Here is a 19,708-nt window from a genome sequence, read left to right as displayed (position 1 = left end):
CGGCTCACCGGGCGCTCCCGGCGGCGGCCATGGCGGCGGTGCGCGCCCTCATTTGCGCAGCGCGTTGAGATGGCGCGCGAAGCGCTCGCCCGAGAGTTCCAGGTTCAGCAGGTACTCGTCGACGCGGCTGCGGAAATAGCGCCAGAAGATCAGGGTCGGGATCGCGACGATCAGGCCGAAGGCGGTGTTGTAGAGCGCGATCGAGATGCCGTGCGCGAGCTGCGCCGGATTGCCCGAGCCGACCGCGCCGCTGGTCGGCGACTGCGAGCCGAAGATCTCGATCATGCCGATCACCGTGCCCAGCAGCCCGAGCAGCGGAGCGGCCGAGGCGATGGTGGCGAGGGCGGGCAGGTAGCGCTCGAGCCGGAGCGCCACGGTGCGGCCCGAGGCCTCCATGGCGGCGCGCAGGTCGTCCTCGGTGCAGCGCGGATTGGCGTTCAGCGCGCGAAGCCCGGCGGCCAAAACCTGGCCGAGCATCGAGTTGTTTTCCAGCTTGGTCACCACGTCGGGCCCCGGCACCGCGTTGTGCGACACCGTGATGGTTTCTTCGAGCAGCTTGGGCGGAAGCACCTTCACCGTCTTGAGACTCGTGAAACGTTCTATAACAAGCGCGAGTGCGATCACCGAGCAAGCGAGCAGCGGCCAGATGGGCCAACCTGCAGCAACTATGATGGAAAACAAGGAATCCTCCGGCCCCGTAGGCTGTCAATGCGCGGCGATTATCCACCGAGCCACCATCGCCACAGCGCTTGTTTGCGTGTCGGCCAAGACGCACAGATTCTGTGGATAACTTTGTGATTAACCCGCTGCGCAAGTCGCCGCGAGCCGCGCCAACTGGGCTTTCCATTGGATCGATTGAATTTTGGGCACCGCTTTTTTAAATGAAATCAACAACTTGCACGAGAAACCGTGCAATTGTCCGACCCCCGGGGCCTGGCACCCGAGCCACGGCACCCGTTGTGGAAGAGTGGCAAATCACGATTCGGCGGTTCTGTGAACTTGCATGACCCGAACCCGGCCGCCGGACCGCGCGTGTGGGCCGTCGGCGCGCTGTGCCGCGCGGTCGCCGACGCGCTCGATGCCCGCTTCAATCCGGTCTCCGTGCGCGGCGAAATCTCCGGTTTCTCGCGCGCGGCGAGCGGACATTGTTACTTCTCGCTCAAGGACGAATCGGGCCAGCTGCGCTGCGCCATGTTCCGCCGCGCGGCCGGCCTGCTCGATTTCTCGCCGCGCGACGGCGACCAGGTCGAGGTGCGCGGGCGCCTCGCGGTCTACGAGCCGCGCGGCGACCTGCAACTGGTGGTCGAGAGCCTGCGCCGGGCCGGGCAGGGCGCGCTGTTCGAGCAGTTCCTGCAGCGCAAGGCGCGCCTCGAGGCCGAGGGCCTGTTCGATCCGGCGCGCAAGCGCGCGCTGCCGGTGATGCCGCGCGCCATCGGCGTCGTCACCTCGCTGGGCGCCGCGGCGCTCCACGACGTGGTGACCGCGCTGCGCCGGCGCGTGCCCCACATCCCGGTGACGGTGGCGCCCGCGGCGGTGCAGGGTGCCGGCGCGCCCGGCGAGCTGGTGCGCGCGCTGCAATCGCTCTATGCGCTGCAGCCGGCGGTCGACGTCATCCTGCTGGTGCGTGGCGGCGGCTCGATCGAGGACCTCTGGGCCTTCAACGACGAGAGCCTGGCGCGCACCATCGTGCAGAGCCCGGTGCCGCTGATCAGCGGCGTGGGCCACGAGACCGACTTCACCATTGCCGATTTCTGCGCCGACCTGCGCGCGCCCACGCCCACCGCCGCGGCCGAGCTGGTCAGCGCGCCGCAGGCGCTGTGGCTCGATGCCCTGACACTGCTCGAGGAGCGCCTCGACCACGCCATCGGCGCGCGGCTCGACGTGCTGGGCCAGCGGCTCGACCAGGCCGCGGGCCGGCTCGGTCGTCCTTCGTCGCTGGTCGCGCGTCAGCAGTTGCGGCTCGCGCACCATGCGCAGCGCCTGCACTATGCAGTGCTGTCGAGGACGCAGCGGCAATCGCAGGCGGCCCAGGCGCTGGCCGGCGATTTCCCCGCGAAGTTCGAGCGCGCGCTGGTGCAGCGCCGCGAGCGCCTGGAGCGCGTCGCGCTGCGGCTGAGGCTGCTCGATCCCGCGCTCGTGCTGCAGCGCGGCTATGCCTGGATCACCGACGCCGACGGGCGCGCCGTCGTCAGCGCGAAGGCGCTCGCACCCGGCGATGCCGTCGTTGCCCGCCTGTCCGATGGCTCCGTCGATCTGACCGTCGTGTCACGCGGCCCGACGGGAACGCGTCCGACGTGAGTGCCACGATTCCTTTCTAGAATCATCGATTCCCCACAACCAACCCACGAGAAAAAACCATGGAACATGTGCTCCCACCCCTGCCGTACGCCCTCGACGCGCTGGCACCCGAGTACTCGAAGGAGACCCTCGAGTACCACTACGGCAAGCACCACAACGCCTACGTGGTGAACCTCAACAACCTGCAGAAGGGCACCGAGTTCGAGTCGATGCCCCTCGAAGACATCGTCAAGAAGTCCAGCGGCGGCATCTACAACAACGCCGCCCAGATCTGGAACCACACCTTCTTCTGGAACTGCATGAAGCCGCAAGGCGGCGGCGCTCCGAGCGGCGCGCTGGCCAAGGCCATCGATGCCAAGTGGGGCAGCTACGACGCCTTCAAGGAAGCCTTCGTGAAGTCGGCCGTGGGCAACTTCGGCTCGGGCTGGACCTGGCTGGTGAAGAAGGCCGACGGCAGCGTGGACATCGTGAACACCGGCGCCGCCGGCACGCCGCTGACGACCGCCGACACGGCGCTCCTGACGGTCGACGTCTGGGAACACGCCTACTACATCGACTACCGCAACCTGCGTCCCAAGTTCGTCGAGACCTTCCTGGCCAAGCTGGTCAACTGGGGCTTCGCCGAAAAGAACTTCGGCTGAGATCGACGCAAGGCACCATCACGGTGCCTTCATGCAAAAAGCCCCGCACGCGGGGCTTTTTGCTGGGCCAACCGGTACCGGTTGGCGGCGTGCGGATGCGGCGGGACTCAGCGCTTGCCCGCGGCGAACAACTCGCCGGTGATCTTCGCGCCCTTCTTGATGTTCTTCTTCTTGAACCAGCCCTGGTTCATCTCGAGCACGTACTTCACCGGCTCCTCGGAGCAATGCGACTCGTCGGTCTGGGGCTTCATGTCGGCCAGGTTGACGATGCGGCCGTCCTCGGCCACGAAGGCAGCCGTCAGCGGCAGCAGCGTGTTGCGCATCCAGAAGCATTGGGTGGCCGGCTGCTCGAACACGAAGATCATGCCTTCGGCCTGCGGCATCTCCTTGCGGAACATCAGGCCGACCTGGCGCTCGACCGGCGCCTGGGCGATCTGCGCATCGATGGTGTACAGGCCGATCGACAACTTGGTGCGCGGGAGGTTGGTTTGAGGTTCCTGCTGGGCGTGGGCCGGTGCGAGCAGGGTGGCGGAAACGGCGACGGAGAAGGCCAACAGGGCGGCAAAACGCTGGAGCATCGGGGTTCTTTCAGACTCTTCCATACAAAGAGGCCGTGCCCGGCCCCATGAAAAAAGCCCGCTGACGCGGGCCTGGCGGGCATGGCCTGTGAAGGCGGCTAGCTTACGCCTTCTTGGTGGCGACGTGGGCCTTGGCGACCTTGCGTGCCTTGTGCTTCTTGGCGGCGGCGTGCTTTTTGGCCGGTGCCTTGGCCTTGGTGGCGGCAGCGGCGGGAGCTGCTGCTGCGGGTTCGGGTTGTTGAGCAAAGGCACCGAATGCGACGAGACCGGCGACCAGGGCAGCGAACAGCTTCTTCATGACAAATCCTTTGAGATTGTTAGATATGGACCACCTCCCTGTGGAGGTGCGTGTTCAACGGAAAGCATTCGTTGCGGTTGACAGTGCGGGCCCTGGAAGAATGAGCAAAGAATGAGGGCGAAAAAAAAGCGCTCCGATGGAGCGCTTTCTTTCAAGAGGACGAATCCTTACTGGGGCGTGCCGCCTTGGGTCGACTTGCGCTTCACGCTGCCGTCCTTGTTGCGACGACGTTGGTCGCGGCTTTCAGCGCGCTTCTCGCCGGAGGTAGCAGCCTTGTCGGTGCCGATGGCGCCGCCTTCGGGCGTCTTGGCGATGTCGCCAGCGGGAGCGGCCACCTTGCCAGCGGGACGTGCGTCCTTGCGGGCTTCAGCGCGTTGTTGCGCCTTGCTGTTGCTGGCGTTCCCTTGCTCGGGGGTGGTGCCAGCCGGGTTTTGGGCATAGGCGCCGGCTGCGAACAGGCCAGCGATCATGACTGCGAGAAGTTTGCTCATTGATGGATTCCTCTATCGAGAATTGGTTGGAAACGCCTCCCGGCGAGCAGAAGGTCAGGCACTAACGAGGCCGGCGGCCCGCAGGTTGACAAACGCCCACTGATGGGTTGCGTCTAAAATGTACAGCGATTTGTTCGCGCGCTGTACAGCGAATCCCCCTCGCTGTCTGAATTCGCAGACAGTCGTCTCGAATTACTGCCACTCCGGAGTCTTCTCCCCCTCATGTCCAGCTACCAGCACATCAAAGTCCCGACCGAAGGCCAGAAGATCACGGTCAACGCCGACAACTCGCTCAATGTGCCCGACCAGCCGATCATCCCCTTCATCGAAGGCGACGGCACCGGTCTGGACATCACGCCGGTGATGCTGAAAGTGGTGGATGCGGCGGTGGCCAAGGCCTACGGCGGCAAGAAGAAGATCCACTGGATGGAGGTCTATGCCGGTGAGAAGTCGACCAAGGTCTACGGTCCCGACGTCTGGCTCCCCGAGGAAACGCTGCACGCCGTGCGCGACTACGTCGTCTCGATCAAGGGCCCGCTGACCACGCCCGTCGGCGGCGGCATCCGTTCGCTGAATGTCGCGCTGCGCCAGGAACTCGACCTCTACGTCTGCCTGCGTCCCATCCAGTACTTCGAAGGCGTGCCCAGCCCGGTGCGCGAGCCGCACAAGACCAACATGGTCATCTTCCGCGAGAACTCGGAGGACATCTACGCCGGCATCGAGTTCGAAGCCGAGAGCGACAAGGCCAAGAAGCTCATCAAGTTCCTGCAGGAGGAAATGGGCGTCAAGAAGATCCGCTTCCCCGACACCTCGGGCCTCGGCGTCAAGCCGGTGTCGCGGGAAGGCACCGAGCGTCTGGTGCGCAAGGCGCTTCAGTACGCGATCGACAACGACAAGTCGAGCGTCACGCTGGTGCACAAGGGCAACATCATGAAGTTCACCGAAGGCAGCTTCCGTGACTGGGGCTACGCCCTGGCCCAGAAGGAATTCGGCGCCGAACTCATCGACGGCGGCCCGTGGATGAAGTTCAAGAACCCGCGGACCGGCAAGGACATCACCGTCAAGGACAGCATTGCCGACGCGTTCCTGCAGCAGATCCTGCTGCGTCCCGCCGAATACAGCGTCATCGCCACGCTCAACCTCAACGGCGACTACGTGTCCGACGCGCTGGCCGCGCAGGTCGGTGGTATCGGCATCGCCCCGGGCGCGAACCTGAGCGACACCGTCGCCATGTTCGAAGCCACCCACGGCACCGCGCCCAAGTACGCCGGCAAGGACTACGTGAACCCCGGTTCCGAAATCCTCTCGGCCGAAATGATGCTGCGCCACATGGGCTGGAAGGAAGCCGCCGACCTGATCATCAGCGCGATGGAGAAGTCGATCGCCAGCAAGAAGGTCACCTATGACTTCGCCCGCCTCATGGACGGTGCCACGCAGGTGAGCTGCTCGGGCTTCGGCCAGGTGATGATCGACAACATGTGATCCCGCGCTCGGCGTCCTCGAACGCCGAAGCGACAGTCACAAGCCCCCGGGGTTCTCGCGAACCCCGGGGGCTTTTTCTTTGGGTGCGCGCTTCTCGTTTTTGACGGTCCGGAAAGACTCATTGGGGGCAAAGATCACGGTTGAAGTTATGCCTGTGCGCATTTAACTATTGCTAGAAACTGGGGACGAAAAAACACGCGCCCCCCTCGACAGAATCGCGCTCATCGAGGACCAGGGGAGCGTGAAATGAGGGAGAGCAAAACGCAGCGATCGATGCCGTCGCACGCGCAAGCCGCGCATCGTCTCGTGCCGGCATGCATGCGATTCGAGCGCGGGGAGGGCCGGCCATGACGCTGTCCCGCCGCGCGCTGTTCGGCAAGCTCGACCTCACGCTGTTTCGCGCGCTCGAATCGGCGACGGCATTCGCGAGGGTGCGAGGCCATTCGCACGTGGAACTCGTGCACTGGCTGCACCAGCTTCGGCAGGCTGGCGACAGCGACCTGCATCGCCTCTGCCATCACCATCGCATCGACCCGCAGTTGCTCGACAAGGACTTCGGCGACGCCTTTTCGAGCCTGCCCGCCGGTGCCTCGTCGTTGAGCGATTTCTCGCATCACATCGAAGCCGCGGTCGAACGGGCCTGGCTCCTGTCCAGCCTCGAGTTCGGCACTTCCTGCATCCGCGGTGCGCAATTGATGCGCGCGCTGCTGCAGACGCCGGACCTGCGGCGTGTGCTGTTCGAGATCTCGTCCGCGTTCCGTGCGCTGGCGGTCGAGCGGCAGCCCGATGAACTGCTCGCGCTCGTGAAGGGCTCGCCCGAGGCAACGGAAGGACCGCACGACGGCTCGCGCGCGACGCCAACGACGCGTGGCGAAGCCATCCCCATGGCGGTGTCCGCCACCACGGCGGCCTCGGCACTGGCCACCTACTGCACCGACCTCACCGAAAGCGCCCGCGCCGGCCGGATCGATCCCGTCGTCGGTCGCGGCCAGGAGATCGGCGCCATGGCCGACATCCTGCTGCGTCGGCGCCAGAACAACCCCTTGCTCACCGGCGAGGCCGGCGTGGGCAAGACCGCGGTCGTCGAGGGGCTCGCCCTGGCGATCGCCAGGGCCGAGGTTCCGCCCAAGCTGCGCAACGCACGGCTGCTGAGCCTCGATCTCGGCGCATTGCTGTCGGGGGCCGGCATGCGCGGCGAGTTCGAGGCCAGGCTCGAGTCGCTGCTGCAGGAGGCGGTGCAGTCGACGCAGCCGGTGATCCTGTTCGTCGACGAGGTGCATGTGCTGGTCGGCGCGGGCGGCCAGGCCGGAACGGGAGATGCCGCAAATCTGCTGAAGCCCGTGCTCGCGCGCGGTGCGTTGCGCGTCATCGGCGCGACCACCTGGCGCGAATACAAGCGCTACATCGAGAAGGATCCGGCGCTCGCGCGCCGTTTCCAGGTGCAGCAGGTCATGGAGCCGCACGCGGCCGCCGCCATCGACATGGTGCGCGGACTCGCGGCCACCTTCGCCGCGCACCATGGCGTGACCGTGCTCGACGAGGCGGTGCGTGCCGCCGTCGTGCTGTCGCAGCGCTACCTGCCGTCGCGTCAGTTGCCCGACAAGGCCATCAGCCTGCTCGACACCGCCTGCGCACGCGTCGCCATGTCGCTGCACGTGCCGCCACCCGCGGTGATGGGCTTGCGGCAGCGCATCGCGTCGCTCGCGGTGGAGGTCGAACTGCTGCGCGACGAGACCCGGATCGCCCAGGGCTGCGAGACCCGGCTCGCGCGAATGATCTCGGCGCGCGAGTCGCTCGAGAAGATCCGCGACGAACTCCGGACGCAGAAGAACAAGTGGCAGGGGGAGAAGGCGCTGGTCCGGCGGATCCAGGCGCTGAGGGTAGAAGAAAGAAAGGAGGGGGAGGATGAGCCGGACCATCCTCCGCATCTCGATGTCTCGGCGCTCGAGGAGGAACTCCAGGCACTCCAGCAAGGCGCGCCGCAGGTCTTTCTCCAGGTCGACGAAGCGGTGGTCGCGAAGATCGTCGCCGAGTGGACCGGCATTCCCGCCGGCCGGCTGCTCACCGACGAGGCCGCGGCCGTGCTTCAGCTCCGATGCGCGCTCGAGCGGCGCGTGCTCGGCCAGTCGGGTGCGCTCGACATCGTCGCGCAGCGCATCCAGACCGCGCGCGCGCGGCTCACGGATCCGTGCAAGCCCGTCGGCGTGTTCCTGCTGGCCGGCCCTTCGGGCGTGGGCAAGACCGAAACCGCGCTGGCATTGGCCGAGGCGATGTACGGCGGCGAGCAGAACCTCCTCACCCTCAACATGAGCGAGTTCCAGGAACCGCACAGCGTGGCGACGCTGCGCGGCGCGCCGCCGGGCTACGTCGGCTACGGCGAGGGCGGCGTGCTCACGGAGGCCGTTCGCCGCCGGCCGCATGGCGTCGTGCTGCTGGACGAGATCGAGAAGGCCCATCCCGACGTGCACGAGGTCTTCTACCAGGTGTTCGACAAGGGGTGGATGGAGGACGGCGAGGGGCAGCGCATCGACTTTCGCCACACCACGATCCTGCTCACCAGCAATGCAGGCGCGGCCTTCATCGAGAAGGCCTGCGGCAATCCCGCGTCGATGCCCTCGATCGATGCCTTGTGCGCGGGTCTGGCCGCACCGCTGCGGCGTGTGTTCTCCGCGGCCTTCCTCGGTCGCGTGACGGTGGTGCCGTATCTGCCGCTGTCGACGCCGGTCATGGCCGGCATCGCCGCGCTGCAGCTGCAGCGCATCGCGGACCGGATGGGAGAGCAGCACGGGATCGATCTGAGCTACGCGGACGACCTCATCGCCCACGTCATCGGTCGATGCCCGATGCACGACACGGGAGCCCGGCAGCTTGCCGCATTCATGGAGCAGCAGCTGTTGCCGGTCCTGTCGGGTCACTGGCTCGATGCGTTGCAGGGCAAGCGAGAGATCGCCCGCATGCACGTGGGCCTTCGAAGCCACGACGCGCAAGGGCCTGCAACCGGGGCGCAGGGCGCCGCCGAGAAGCGCATCGCCTGCCACGTCGAGTACGCCTGAGGGGCCCTCCGCGGCATCCGGGTTTTCGCTTTCGCTCAAGGGCCTGTTCGTGCGGGCCCGTCATTCACTGTCTTTTTCAGGAGGGGTTTCATGATCGACAACAGCAGCCAGAAGTTCATCGCCCGCAATCGGGCGCCGCGCGTGCAGATCGAGTACGACGTCGAGGTCTATGGGTCCGAGAAGAAGATCGAATTGCCTTTCGTCATGGGCGTGCTCGCCGATCTGTCGGGCAAGCCGGCCGAGCCGTTGCCGCCGGTCGCGGAGCGCAAGTTCCTCGACATCGACGTCGACAACTTCGACGAGCGCATGAAGGCGGTCGCCCCGCGCGTCGCGTTCGCCGTTCCCAACACGTTGACGGGCGAAGGGCAGCTCCTGGTCGACATCAGCTTCGAGAGCATGGAGGACTTCTCGCCGGCGGCCATCGCACGGAAAGTCGAGCCGCTCGCACGCCTGCTCGAGGCCCGCAGCCAGCTCGCCAACCTGCAGACCTACATGGACGGCAAGGCCGGTGCCGAGGAACTGATGAACCGGCTGCTGCAAGACCCCGCGCTCATGAAGTCGCTGGCTTCCGCCGCCAGGCCCGCGCCCGAACTCGGATGCGACGCCGACATCGCGGCGGCCGCCTGACGGTCGATCCATTTCAAGGAAACGCCATGTCATCCAGCGACGCCATCGTCCTCGCCGAGCCCGCACCTCGCGGCTACGGCGAAGTCTCGGACTTCTCTTTCCTGCTCGACCGGGAGTTCCGCCCCAAGACCGACGCAGCCCGCGGCGCCGTCGAGGCCGCGGTGCGCACCCTGGCCCAACAGGCCCTGGTCCATGCCGCGACCATGACCGACGATGCCTACACCAGCATCCAGGCCATCATTGCCGAGATCGACCGCAAGCTCTCGGCGCAGATCAATCTCGTGCTGCACAAGGAGGAATTCCAGCAGGTCGAGTCGGCCTGGCGGGGCATGAGCCACCTCGTCAGCAACACCGAGACCGACGAGAAACTCAAGATCCGCTTCATGGACGTCTCGAAGGACGAGATCCGCCGCACGCTGCGCCGCCACCGGGGGACGGCATGGGACCAGAGCCCGGTCTTCAAGCGCATCTACGAGGAGGAGTACGGCCAGCTCGGCGGCGAGCCCTACGGTTGTCTGGTGGCCGACTACTACTTCGACCACACGCCCGCCGATGTCGAACTGCTCGCCGCGATCGCCAAGGTGGCGGCTGCCTCGCATGCGCCGTTCATCGCCGGATCCGCGCCCTCGCTGCTCGGCATGGAGTCCTGGCAGGAGCTCGCGAATCCCAGGGATCTCGCGCGGATCACCTCGAACCTCGAGCACGCACCCTGGAATTCGCTGCGCGGCATCGAGGACTCGCGCTACATCGGCCTCGCCATGCCGCGCTTCCTGGCCCGGCTTCCCTATGGCGCGAAGACCAATCCCGTCGACGCCTTCGATTTCGAGGAGGAGACCGAGGGCGCCGACCATCGCAACTACGTCTGGAGCAACGCCTCGTATGCGATGGCGGTCAACATCAACCGCAGCTTCAAGCACCATGGCTGGTGCACGATGATCCGAGGCGTCGAGTCGGGCGGCGCGGTGGAGAACCTGCCCTGCCATACCTTTCCGACCGACGACGGCGGCTTCGACATGAAATGCCCCACCGAGATCGCGATCTCCGACCGGCGCGAGGCCGAGCTCGCCAAGGCGGGCCTGATCCCGCTCGTGCATCGGAAGAACTCCGACAGCGCGGCCTTCATCGGCGCGCAATCAATGCAGCGGCCGCAGGAATACATGGACCCCGATGCCACCGCCAACGCCCACCTGGCGGCGCGTCTGCCGTACCTCTTCGCCAGCACGCGGTTCGCGCACTACCTCAAGTGCATCGTCCGCGACAAGATCGGCAGCTTCAAGGAGCGCGACGACATGCAGCGCTGGCTCAACGGCTGGATCATGAACTACGTCGATGCCGACCCCGCGAACTCTTCGCAGGAGACCAAGGCGCGAAGGCCGCTCGCGGCCGCCGAGGTCGTGGTCGAGGACATCGAGGGCAACCCCGGCTACTACGGCGCCAAGTTCTTCCTGCGCCCGCACTTCCAGCTCGAGGGTCTGACGGTCTCGCTGCGGCTCGTGGCCCGGCTGCCGTCCCTCAGGGAAGAGGCCTGAGCGGGCCGTCCGCTTCTTCGAACCAGGCCCCGCGGTCCATGCGGCGGCTCGAAACCAACAACGAGAGAACAGGGAGTTCGCATGTCTCAAGACATCTTTCTGAAGATCGACGGCATCGAGGGCGAGTCGCTGGATGCCGAGCACAAGAACGAGATCGAGGTGCTCGCCTTCAACTGGAAGGCGTTCCAGGAGTCGTTCATGCATGCCGGCTCGGGCGGCGGCGCCGGCAAGGCCACGGTGGAAGACCTCGAGTTCGACCACTACATCGATCGCGCCAGCCCCAACCTCATGAAGTACTGCCTGACCGGCAAGCATGTCCAGGAAGCGAAGCTGACGGTGCGCAAGGCCGGCGGCAGCCCGCTCGAGTACCTCAAGTACACCTTCACCGACGTGATCGTCACGGCCGTCCATCCCTTCGGCGCGAACTCCGACGCGCTGCGCATCAAGGAACGCGTGCGGCTCTCGTTCTCGAAGATCAAGCAGGAGTACGCGGTGCAGAACGCGCAGGGCGGCAGCGCCGGTGCCGTGACCGCGGGCTACGACATCAAGGGCAACAAGGAGTCCTGAACCGGGTCCCGACCTGCGTCGTCCGGCTGCTCTGCCTCCTGTCACTCCCATGCGCCTGCTCCGACTTTGCATGCTCGTCGTCATGCCGCTGATGGCGATGCCGGCGATGGCCCAGTTCTCCCATCCGAGGGAGCAGACCCGGCTGGAGCTCGCGGTCATCGCCGAAGCCGAGGTCAACCCCGACGACAAGGGCCGGCCGGCGCCGATCCTGGTTCGCGTCTACGAACTGAAGTCCAGCGCCGCGTTCGAGACGGCGGACTACTTCACGCTGCACGGCAACGACAAGGCCTTGATCGGTACCGACATGCTCGTGCGCGAGGAGTTCATCCTGCGGCCCGGCGAAACGCGCTCGATCCGCCGCAAGTCGCATCCCGACCTGGCTGCGATCGGCGTGCTGGCGGGCTACCGCGAGCTGGGGGCCTCCGACTGGCGCGCCGTACGGCAGGTCGAGGCCGCGCCCGAGATCGCCTGGTACCGCGCCGTGCTGCCGGCCCGCAAGCTCAAGCTGGAGGTCCGGCTGCAGGCCAGGGGCATCCGGCTCGTTCCCGCCGATTGAGCGCCGGCCATGCAAGCGAGCACCGAACCATGAGCTGGTACAACAAGGTCGTCTGGAGCGAAGGGCTGTTCCTGCGCCCGCAGCTGTTCCAGCAGCAGGAGCGTTATCTAGAGCACTTGGCCCACAAGCGCGCGGCCGCGCTCGATCCCTTCTACTGGGGTTTTCATCGGTATGCGATCGATGCCGAGTCGCTGTCGCTCGGCAAGCTGGTGCTGGCCGACGCGGCGGGCATCTTCCAGGACGGTACGCCCTTCGACGCGCCCGCCCACGCCCTGCCACCGGCACCGCTCACGGTGGGGCCGGAGCACATCGACCAGGTCATTCACCTCGCGGTGCCCATCCGTACACCGAACGGCGAGGAGACCACTTTCGACGATGCCTCGACGTCGGCGGGTTCGCTCGCGCGCTTCGGCGTGTTCGACACCGAGCTGCGCGACGCCAACTCGATCGGCCAGGGACCGAAGCTGGTGCAGCTCTCGCGCCTGCGTCTGCGGCTGCTGCCCGAGCGCGAACTGACGGACGCCTGGATCGGCCTGCCGCTCGCCAAGGTCACCGTTCTGCGATCCGACGGCAGCATCGCGCTCGACAGCCGGCTGATCCCGCCCGTCTCGGGCTATGGCGCCAGTGCCTTGTTGAGCGACTGGATGACGCACTTGCACGGGCTGTGCCGCCTGCGTGCGGATGCGCTCGCCGCGCGGTTGAGCGGCAGCGACGGCAAGTCCAGGGAGACCGCGGAGGTGTCGGACTTCCTGCTGCTGCAGATCCTCAACCGCTACGAGCCGCTGCTCGAGCACTGGCTGCAGGTCAGGGACACCTCGCCGCAGCAGCTGTTCGTGACCTTGCGCGCGCTGGGCGCCGAGCTGGCCACCTTCGTGCGTGCCGGCAGTCGCCGCCCCGCGGCCCATGGCGGCTACCGGCATGTCGACCCCTATCTGTCGTTCAAGGGGCTGGTGGCTGACGTGCAGTCGCTGCTCAACGACGTGCTGGTGCGCAGTGCCCAGCCCATCGCGCTGGCGCAGCGGGCCAACGGCGTGCACGTCGCGAGCGTCGAGCCCGCGGAGCTTCGGGGTTTCCAGAGCCTGGTTTTTGCCGTGGCGGCGCACCTGCCGCCGGACCAACTCGCGAGCCAGTTCGTCGCCTGCTGCAAGGCCGGGCCCAGCGACCGCTTGCCCGAACTCATCCGTTCGCATCTGCCGGGCATTCCGCTCCAGGTTCTCCCGGTGCCGCCGCGACAGATTCCTTTCAACGCCGGCTTCGTCTATGTCCAGCTCGAGCCGCAGGGCGCCCTCTGGGAGCACATGGTCCGCCATGGCGGCCTGGCGCTGCATGTGGCGGCGGAGTTTCCGGGGCTGCGCATGGAACTCTGGGGAGTGCGCGAGAAATGAAGCGCGTCCTGCATCGCGATGCCCGTGCCGCGCGGTGGCCAGGGGGGATGGCATGAGCACGCCGATTGCCCAACTCCCCAAAGAGCACGCCCGGCTGCTCGACGGTGGCGGCGCGCCCATGACCATCACCGGCGCCGACCTGGCCGCGGGATTCTTCACAGGCGTGGCCTGGCACGACCTGCGCTTTGTCGATTGCGACTTCGCGGGCGAGTGCCATCTGCGGCTCGATGCCATGTCCGGTTGCCGCTTCGTCGACTGCCGATTCGTCGCGCCAGGCCATGACTTCGGCGTGATGAGCGACGTGCGCTTCGTGCGTTGCCGAAGCTTCGGACACGCGGTCTTCGGCGGCCGGGACGGAAGCACCGGCGTGGTCTTCGAGCAGTGCATCTTCTCGGGTGGCGATGCGGCGCCGCATGCACGCGAAGGCATCGGCAGCACGGGCGAAACGACTTTTGCCAACTGCACGGGCAGCGGCGCCGTTCTCGTGGCCGGAACGCGGCTCGTGATCGAGGGCTGCCGCTTCGACCACACGAGTTTCGTGATCGGCCGGCAGCGAAGCCGCGGCGTGCCGTTGGCCGCCACCGTCGTGATCGAGAACACGCAGGGCACGGGCGTCTGGCGCATGACCGATGCCCGCATGCGGAGCTGCCATATCCGCAACAGCCGCTTCGAGCGGATCGTCGACGACGGATCCGAGTGCGAGGCCTGACGCCACGTCGTTCGAACCCCTTTTTTTCGCTTGCCAACGCCACCATGCACGACTTCGAAGAAAAGAGCGATCCGGCATTCGGTGCCGATGACTTCCACGACGGCTTGGCCGATCCGCTGTTCGCGGACGGCGCCGATCGCGCGAACGCATCGCCCGCCGAGGGCGGTTCGGTGCGGGAGCGCGTGGCCGTCATCGCGGCGGCCCGGAATCCCTTGCTCGAAGCGGCCGGTCCTTTGCTGCGTGCGCTGGCGGACCTGCCGCCGACCCTGGGCGCGGAGGGCGTCCAGCTGTGGCATGGATTGCTCGAGCGCGAGGTCGCGGCGTTCCAGTCGATCTGCGCCGCCGCGAGGATCCGCCACGAGCATGCGCTGGCCGCGAGCTACGCCTTGTGCACCGCGATCGACGAAGCCGCGAACAGCACCGCGTGGGGCGGCGGGCAGGCGGGCGAGGCGGGCGTCTGGGCCGGCCTGCAGCTCGCAGCCAGGTTCCATGGCGATACCAAGGGCGGCGACAAGTTCTTCCTGCTGATCGGCCGGCTGGCCACCGACCCCGAGCAACACGCCGATCTGCTCGAGCTGATGTACCAGGTCCTCGGCCTGGGTTTCGAGGGCCGCTTCAGCACGGCCGCGCACGGCAGGCGGCAGCTCGAAGCCGTGCGCCATCGCCTGTTCGAGCTGCTCGCGACGGTTCGCGTCGAGGTGCCCCATGCGCTGTCGCCGCACTGGAAGGGCGCGCCAGCGGGGCGATTGCGGCTGGCGCGCAGCCTGCCGGTGTGGGTCACGGGCCTCGTGGCCGTGTTGGTTCTTTCGGGGCTTTTCGGCTGGTACAGGTACCAGCTCTCGGCCATGGGCTCGGCGTTGACGCAGCGCATTGCCGCGATCGGCCGGATGCGGCCGCCGACCGCGGCGATGGTTCCGCCGGCCAGGGCGTTGCGTCTGAAGGAACTGCTGTCGGCCGAGATCGCGCGCGGCAGCGTGAGCGTCGAGGAGGATGCGCAGCGCAGCGCCGTCAGCTTCCGTGGCGACCAGATGTTCGTGCCGGGCCGCGCGAGTCTCAACGCGCGGACGCTTGCGGCGCTGGGCAAGGTGGCCGACGAGATCAATCAGGTGGCCGGCACGGTGCAGGTCATCGGGCACACCGACAACCTGCCGATACGCACGCGCGAGTTTCCCGACAACCAGGTGCTGAGCGAAAAGCGCGCCGCGGCCGTCGCCGCCGTGCTGCTCGACAAGGGTGTCGAGGCCTCGCGCATCCGCAGCACGGGACAAGGCGAGACCTCGCCGCTGGACGACAACGCCACCGTCCAGGGGCGCGCTCGCAACCGGCGCGTGGACATCGTGGTGTCCCAAGACGCGGGCATCGATCCGCAGGCCCGGGCCGCCGCGTCCGTGCGGGGCGAAAGCCTGCCGCCGCTTCCTCGTTGAACAGACAGCAGAAAGGTCGCAGCTCCATGCCATACCTCAAGCAAGTGGGCGCATTCCTGGTGTCGCGGCCCATCCTGGCGCTGCTGGCGGTCGTGCTGGCGGGCTGCGCCATCTGGTTCGCGGGCGATCTGCTCGCCGTCAACGGTGTGCGCCCCCTTGCTGCGCAAGAGGTTCGGCTGGCGCTGATCGTGCTGTCGCTGCTGCTCGGCATCCTCTGGCTGGCCTCGGGGCCCTACAGCCTCTTCGGCGTCGCGGCGCTGTGCCTGCTCGTATGGCAGGCGGGGCCGACTTTGGCGATCGGGGAGGCCCAACCGCTTTCGCCGGTCTGGGCGCGCGTTGCGCTGATCGCCGCAGTGCTGCTGCTGTACGCCCTCTACGGCTGCTTCCGCCTCTGGCAGGCCTTGCGCAACGACGACGACCTGCTCGCGAAGCTCCTGTTTCGCAAGACACAGACCCATGGCAACGAGGTCGCGAAGGAAGAACTCAGGCGCGTGGCCGCGGCAGTTCAGGCCGCAGTGGCGGCGCTGCGAAAAATGCGCGGGCTCGGCGGGTTGCGCCGAATGCTGGATGGCAAGCGCCACCTGTACGAACTGCCCTGGTACCTGGTCGTCGGCAGTCCGGGCGCCGGCAAGACGTCCGTATTGCTCGGCGCGGGACTCCAGTTCCCGCTGGCACGCCAGATGGGGCTCGGCGCCCGAACGACGCCGTCCGATGCACCGGCCGAAACGCCGCATTGCGACTGGTGGATCGCGAACGAGGCCGTGTTCATCGATACCGCGGGCCGCTACACCACCCAGCAGCGCCATGCCACCCGCGATGCCGCCGAGTGGCTCGGCTTCCTGGCCCTGCTGCGCCAGCATCGCGTGCGCGCACCGATCAATGGCGTCGTCGTCGTCCTGAGCGTGACGGAATTGCTGGGCTCGGGTGACGCCGAACGGTCCGCGCATGCGGCGCTGGTGCGCGATCGCCTCGCGGAGCTTCGCCGGGAACTGGGCATCCGTTTCCCGGTGTACGTGATCGTGACCCAGATGGATCGGCTGCGCGGCTTCGGCGAGTACTTTCATTCGCTCACGAGCGACAGCCGGACCCAGCCCTGGGGCTTCACCTTGCCGCTCGAAAAGGCGGGGCGCATCGGTTCGCGCGGCAGCCCGATGTTGGACGGCGAGGCCTTGCACCAGCGGGTTCGCACCGAGCTCGCCACGCTCCAGGAGCGGATCGAGGCCGGGCTTCGCGCCCGGTTGAACGAGGAGTTCGATGTGGAGCGACGGCGGCGCCTCTTTGCGCTGCCGCAGGAGCTGGCGGGGCTTTCATCGCGGCTGGCGCCGCTGCTCGAGCAGATCTTTCTCTCGTCCCGGTTCGACGATACGCAAAGCCGGGAGGCGCTTCGCGGCGTCTATTTCACGAGCGGCGCCCAGTCGGGCTGCGAGTTGCCGGCGGATGGCCGCACGCTGCTGCAGCGGATGCGGCGGCGCCTCGCACAAGCGCAAGAGCGGGAGCAGGGCATGCCCGCATCCGATCGCCCGGAGGAACAGGAGAACACCGTCGCGACGCACGGCCGGCAAGGCTTCTTCATCCACGATGTGCTGGCGCGCGTGATCGTTCCCGAAGCGCATCTCGTGCGCCCGAACCTGCGGTGGGAATTCCGCTATCGGCTGCTGCGGACCCTGGGCCATGCGCTGGTCGTCGTGCTCTTCGTCTGGCTGGCTGGCGCCTTGGCCTCGAGTTTCGCGAACAATCGACGCTACCTCGAGGCGGCGGGCCAGCGAACGCAGGCGCTGGCGCTGCAGGTGGGCTCGCTGTTCGAACGCTTCAGGGCCATCGACGTTCCGGATGCGCTGAACGCGGCGCGCGAACTGCCGGGACAGCCCGGGCTGGATCTGGACCACCCGGGCAGCGCCTATCTCTACGGCCTCTACGCTGCCCCCGACGTGCTGGCGGCGACCGACGAGACCTATGCCCGACTGCAGAACCGCATGCTGCTGCCGATCATCGTGCGGCGCATGGAAGCCGCGTTGTCGCAGCGCGTGAAGGAGGGCGATGCCAAGGCGGCCTACGACGCGCTGCGGGCCTACAAGCTGCTGTTCGACCGGGAGCGCTACATGCAGGGCGGTGCCGCAGACGTGCGCAACTGGGTCCTGAAGGACGGGGCGACCCCCGGCAGCGCCGCCGTGTTCCACGGGCGGGCGTCGGTGGCCGAGCATGCGGCCGCGCTCTTCTCGGGCGAGCGGGCGCTCGAACTCGATGCGCTGCCCGACGAAGCGCTGGTGCGCGCGGCGCAGGATTTTCTCGGCACCCAGGCCGCCACCCAGCGGGTCTACGAGCGCGCGAAGGCGACGATGGAAGCCGAGGCGCCCCAGGCGTTCACGCTGGTTCGCGCGGTCGGGCCGCAGGCCGGCACCGTGTTCGCGCGCGACGGCGGGTTGCCGCTCGAGAAAGGCGTGCCGGGGCTCTTCACCTACGACGGCTACCACGAGGTCTTCGGCAAGCGCCTGCCGGTTTTCATGGCGCGTGCCTTCGACGACGACGGCTGGGTCATGGGACGCGGCGCTGCTTCGTCGGCCCGGGGCCCGGTGCGCGAGGCCGACGGCGATCCGCGGCTGGACGACATCCGGCGCCTGTACCTCGAGGAGTACGCGCAGCACTGGGAGCACTTTCTGGGCTCGATCCGTCCGGTCGGCGGCAGCGATGCGGCGGCGACGAACCTGGGTTTCGACCTGAGCGTGCTGCGACAGCTCGCGGCGCCCGATTCGCCGCTGAGCCGGCTGGCGCGAGCCGCCGCACGCGAAACCACCTTGTCGCGCCCGCTGATGGTTCAGCCGGAAGAGGCCAAGGGCCTGCTCGACAAGGCGGCCGAGCAGTTGAGCCGGCAGACCCAGGCGGTGGGACGCCGTCTCGGCATCCGTGCCGAGGAGCGGATGGAGCGGCAGCTCGTCGACAACCGTTTCGCCGCGCTGCGCGAACTGGTCACCGGCCAGCCCGACGCGGGCATGGTGTCCGCCGGCACGACGGGCGCCATCCGGCCGGGGCTCGAAACCGTCACGGGCCTGGTCAACGAGTTCTACACCCTGCTCGTGGTGGCGGACACGGCCCTGAGCGCGCGCAGCCTGCCACCCGGCGGCGCAGAGGTCGGTGCGCGCCTGCTGCTCGAGGCCGGGAAATTGCCGTCGCCGTTCCGGGAGGTGCTGACGGCATTGGCCACGAGCGGCGGCGGCAAGGTGGTGCAGGGCGCGACCGAAATCCTGCGTGGCCAGGCCCAGCTCCAGTTCGACCGCCTCATGGGCCTGATGGGGCAGCAGGTCGGCGAGCCCTGCAGGCGCGGCGTGGAAGGCCGGTATCCGCTGGCGTCGACGTCGCAGGATGCCTCCATCGAGGACTTCACGCTGATGTTCGCCGCGGGAGGCGCGGCCGACGAATTCTTCGGCAAGCATCTGGCGATCTACGTCGATACCAGCGTGCGTCCCTGGCGCTACAAGGATCCTGGCAGTACCGCGGGTCTCGCGGTGCCCGAGGCGCCCGCGAGTCCGGCGGCGCCGATCGCGGCGACGGCCGCCACCGGTCCCACCCTCACGGGAGAACTGCTCCAGCTGCTGGCGCGCGGCGGTCCGGACCTCGAAACTTTCGACCGGGCGCAGCAGATTCGCGATCTCTTCTTCCGCGAGGCGGGCGGCAGGAAGCTCGGTTGGCGGCTGGAGCTCAAGGTGCTCGAACTCGAACCCAGCATCACCGACCTGAGCATCGACATCGACGGGCAGGGCCTGCGCTATGTCCATGGGCCGGTGCAGGCGTTTCCCGTCCTCTGGCCCGGACCGCGTGGCGGATCGATGGCGGAGCTGAGCGCGAATCCCCGGGTGTCGGGCCCGACCTCGACCCTCGGCGGCAGCGGACCCTGGGCGCTGCTGCGGCTGCTGGACAAGGGCCGCATCGTGAACACGGCGACCCCGGGCCGCGTGGGCGTTGAATTCCAGTTCGACGGGCGTCGGGCGCTGCTCGATATCGGCGCCGGCAGCCAGCCGAATCCGTTCAACAGCGATCTGCTCAAGGGGTTTCGCTGCCCCGGGCGCAGGGGGTGA

Annotated in this window: 16 protein-coding genes; 12 read left to right on the top strand and 4 right to left on the bottom strand. The window is 67.6% G+C overall.

Annotation, left to right across the window (positions count from 1 at the left end; all coding sequences use genetic code 11):
• Nucleotides 1-48: 48 nt before the first annotated feature.
• On the bottom strand, nt 49-681 hold the full coding sequence (locus INQ48_16875) for a MotA/TolQ/ExbB proton channel family protein (protein ID QRF55101.1): 633 nt from the start codon (nt 679-681) through the stop codon (nt 49-51).
• A 312-nt stretch (nt 682-993) separates the two neighbouring features.
• Between INQ48_16875 and xseA the strand changes: the two genes are divergently transcribed.
• The gene (gene xseA, locus INQ48_16870) at nt 994-2,298 is read left to right on the top strand and encodes an exodeoxyribonuclease VII large subunit (GenBank protein QRF55100.1); all 1,305 of its coding nucleotides are present in this window, start codon (nt 994-996) and stop codon (nt 2,296-2,298) included.
• 59 nt (nt 2,299-2,357) lie between these two features.
• On the top strand, nt 2,358-2,939 hold the full coding sequence (locus INQ48_16865) for a superoxide dismutase [Fe] (GenBank protein ID QRF55099.1): 582 nt from the start codon (nt 2,358-2,360) through the stop codon (nt 2,937-2,939).
• Between the two features lie 107 nt (nt 2,940-3,046).
• Here INQ48_16865 and INQ48_16860 read toward each other — a convergent pair whose 3' ends face one another.
• The 3 genes from INQ48_16860 to INQ48_16850 all read right to left on the bottom strand — a co-directional run bounded on the left by INQ48_16860 (nt 3,047) and on the right by INQ48_16850 (nt 4,306).
• The gene (locus INQ48_16860; protein QRF55098.1) at nt 3,047-3,517 is read right to left on the bottom strand and encodes a DUF192 domain-containing protein; all 471 of its coding nucleotides are present in this window, start codon (nt 3,515-3,517) and stop codon (nt 3,047-3,049) included.
• Between the two features lie 103 nt (nt 3,518-3,620).
• Nucleotides 3,621-3,815, bottom strand: coding sequence for a hypothetical protein (locus INQ48_16855; GenBank protein ID QRF55097.1), 195 nt, complete (start codon nt 3,813-3,815; stop codon nt 3,621-3,623).
• A gap of 167 nt (nt 3,816-3,982) precedes the next feature.
• Nucleotides 3,983-4,306, bottom strand: a complete 324-nt coding sequence (locus INQ48_16850) for a cell envelope biogenesis protein TolA (GenBank protein ID QRF55096.1) — start codon at nt 4,304-4,306, stop codon at nt 3,983-3,985.
• A 222-nt stretch (nt 4,307-4,528) separates the two neighbouring features.
• Between INQ48_16850 and icd the strand changes: the two genes are divergently transcribed.
• The 10 genes from icd (at nt 4,529) to tssM (ending at nt 19,708) form a co-directional block, all read left to right on the top strand.
• Nucleotides 4,529-5,788, top strand: a complete 1,260-nt coding sequence (icd, locus tag INQ48_16845; GenBank protein ID QRF55095.1) for an NADP-dependent isocitrate dehydrogenase — start codon at nt 4,529-4,531, stop codon at nt 5,786-5,788.
• Nucleotides 5,789-6,135: 347 nt separating this feature from the next.
• The gene (gene tssH, locus INQ48_16840) at nt 6,136-8,841 is read left to right on the top strand and encodes a type VI secretion system ATPase TssH (GenBank protein ID QRF55094.1); all 2,706 of its coding nucleotides are present in this window, start codon (nt 6,136-6,138) and stop codon (nt 8,839-8,841) included.
• Between the two features lie 90 nt (nt 8,842-8,931).
• Nucleotides 8,932-9,468 (top strand): type VI secretion system contractile sheath small subunit, encoded by a 537-nt coding sequence (gene tssB / locus INQ48_16835; GenBank protein QRF55093.1) that lies wholly within the window; start codon nt 8,932-8,934, stop codon nt 9,466-9,468.
• 26 nt (nt 9,469-9,494) lie between these two features.
• Nucleotides 9,495-10,997, top strand: coding sequence for a type VI secretion system contractile sheath large subunit (gene tssC, locus INQ48_16830; GenBank protein ID QRF55092.1), 1,503 nt, complete (start codon nt 9,495-9,497; stop codon nt 10,995-10,997).
• Nucleotides 10,998-11,078: 81 nt separating this feature from the next.
• A complete protein-coding gene (locus INQ48_16825) occupies nt 11,079-11,564 on the top strand; it encodes a type VI secretion system tube protein Hcp (protein ID QRF55091.1) in 486 nt (161 codons plus the stop codon).
• Nucleotides 11,565-11,613: 49 nt separating this feature from the next.
• On the top strand, nt 11,614-12,120 hold the full coding sequence (tssJ, locus tag INQ48_16820; protein ID QRF55090.1) for a type VI secretion system lipoprotein TssJ: 507 nt from the start codon (nt 11,614-11,616) through the stop codon (nt 12,118-12,120).
• Between the two features lie 29 nt (nt 12,121-12,149).
• Nucleotides 12,150-13,505 carry a type VI secretion system baseplate subunit TssK gene (gene tssK / locus INQ48_16815; protein ID QRF55089.1) on the top strand — a complete coding sequence of 452 codons (1,356 nt, stop codon included), beginning with the start codon at nt 12,150-12,152 and terminating at the stop codon, nt 13,503-13,505.
• Between the two features lie 52 nt (nt 13,506-13,557).
• Nucleotides 13,558-14,214: a hypothetical protein gene (locus tag INQ48_16810; protein ID QRF55088.1), complete on the top strand. Its 657-nt coding sequence runs from the start codon at nt 13,558-13,560 to the stop codon at nt 14,212-14,214.
• Nucleotides 14,215-14,258: 44 nt separating this feature from the next.
• Nucleotides 14,259-15,638 carry a type VI secretion system protein TssL gene (gene tssL / locus INQ48_16805; protein QRF55087.1) on the top strand — a complete coding sequence of 460 codons (1,380 nt, stop codon included), beginning with the start codon at nt 14,259-14,261 and terminating at the stop codon, nt 15,636-15,638.
• Between the two features lie 26 nt (nt 15,639-15,664).
• Nucleotides 15,665-19,708, top strand: coding sequence for a type VI secretion system membrane subunit TssM (gene tssM, locus INQ48_16800; GenBank protein ID QRF55086.1), 4,044 nt, complete (start codon nt 15,665-15,667; stop codon nt 19,706-19,708).

Source organism: Variovorax paradoxus (assembly GCA_016806145.1).
Classification (GTDB): Bacteria; Pseudomonadota; Gammaproteobacteria; order Burkholderiales; family Burkholderiaceae_C; genus Variovorax.
The sequence above is the reverse complement of the archived record's forward strand: the minus strand, read 5'-3'. Positions and strand labels throughout refer to the sequence as shown.

Excerpts from the sequence above, each read along its gene's own strand:
- INQ48_16865 (QRF55099.1), top strand. The coding sequence starts at position 2,358 with ATGGAACATGTGCTCCCACCCCTGCCGTACGCCCTCGACGCGCTGGCA.
- INQ48_16860 (QRF55098.1), bottom strand. The coding sequence starts at position 3,517 with ATGCTCCAGCGTTTTGCCGCCCTGTTGGCCTTCTCCGTCGCCGTTTCC.
- INQ48_16855 (QRF55097.1), bottom strand. The coding sequence starts at position 3,815 with ATGAAGAAGCTGTTCGCTGCCCTGGTCGCCGGTCTCGTCGCATTCGGT.
- INQ48_16850 (QRF55096.1), bottom strand. The coding sequence starts at position 4,306 with ATGAGCAAACTTCTCGCAGTCATGATCGCTGGCCTGTTCGCAGCCGGC.
- icd (QRF55095.1), top strand. The coding sequence starts at position 4,529 with ATGTCCAGCTACCAGCACATCAAAGTCCCGACCGAAGGCCAGAAGATC.
- tssH (QRF55094.1), top strand. The coding sequence starts at position 6,136 with ATGACGCTGTCCCGCCGCGCGCTGTTCGGCAAGCTCGACCTCACGCTG.
- tssB (QRF55093.1), top strand. The coding sequence starts at position 8,932 with ATGATCGACAACAGCAGCCAGAAGTTCATCGCCCGCAATCGGGCGCCG.
- tssC (QRF55092.1), top strand. The coding sequence starts at position 9,495 with ATGTCATCCAGCGACGCCATCGTCCTCGCCGAGCCCGCACCTCGCGGC.
- INQ48_16825 (QRF55091.1), top strand. The coding sequence starts at position 11,079 with ATGTCTCAAGACATCTTTCTGAAGATCGACGGCATCGAGGGCGAGTCG.
- tssJ (QRF55090.1), top strand. The coding sequence starts at position 11,614 with ATGCGCCTGCTCCGACTTTGCATGCTCGTCGTCATGCCGCTGATGGCG.
- tssK (QRF55089.1), top strand. The coding sequence starts at position 12,150 with ATGAGCTGGTACAACAAGGTCGTCTGGAGCGAAGGGCTGTTCCTGCGC.
- INQ48_16810 (QRF55088.1), top strand. The coding sequence starts at position 13,558 with ATGAGCACGCCGATTGCCCAACTCCCCAAAGAGCACGCCCGGCTGCTC.
- tssL (QRF55087.1), top strand. The coding sequence starts at position 14,259 with ATGCACGACTTCGAAGAAAAGAGCGATCCGGCATTCGGTGCCGATGAC.
- tssM (QRF55086.1), top strand. The coding sequence starts at position 15,665 with ATGCCATACCTCAAGCAAGTGGGCGCATTCCTGGTGTCGCGGCCCATC.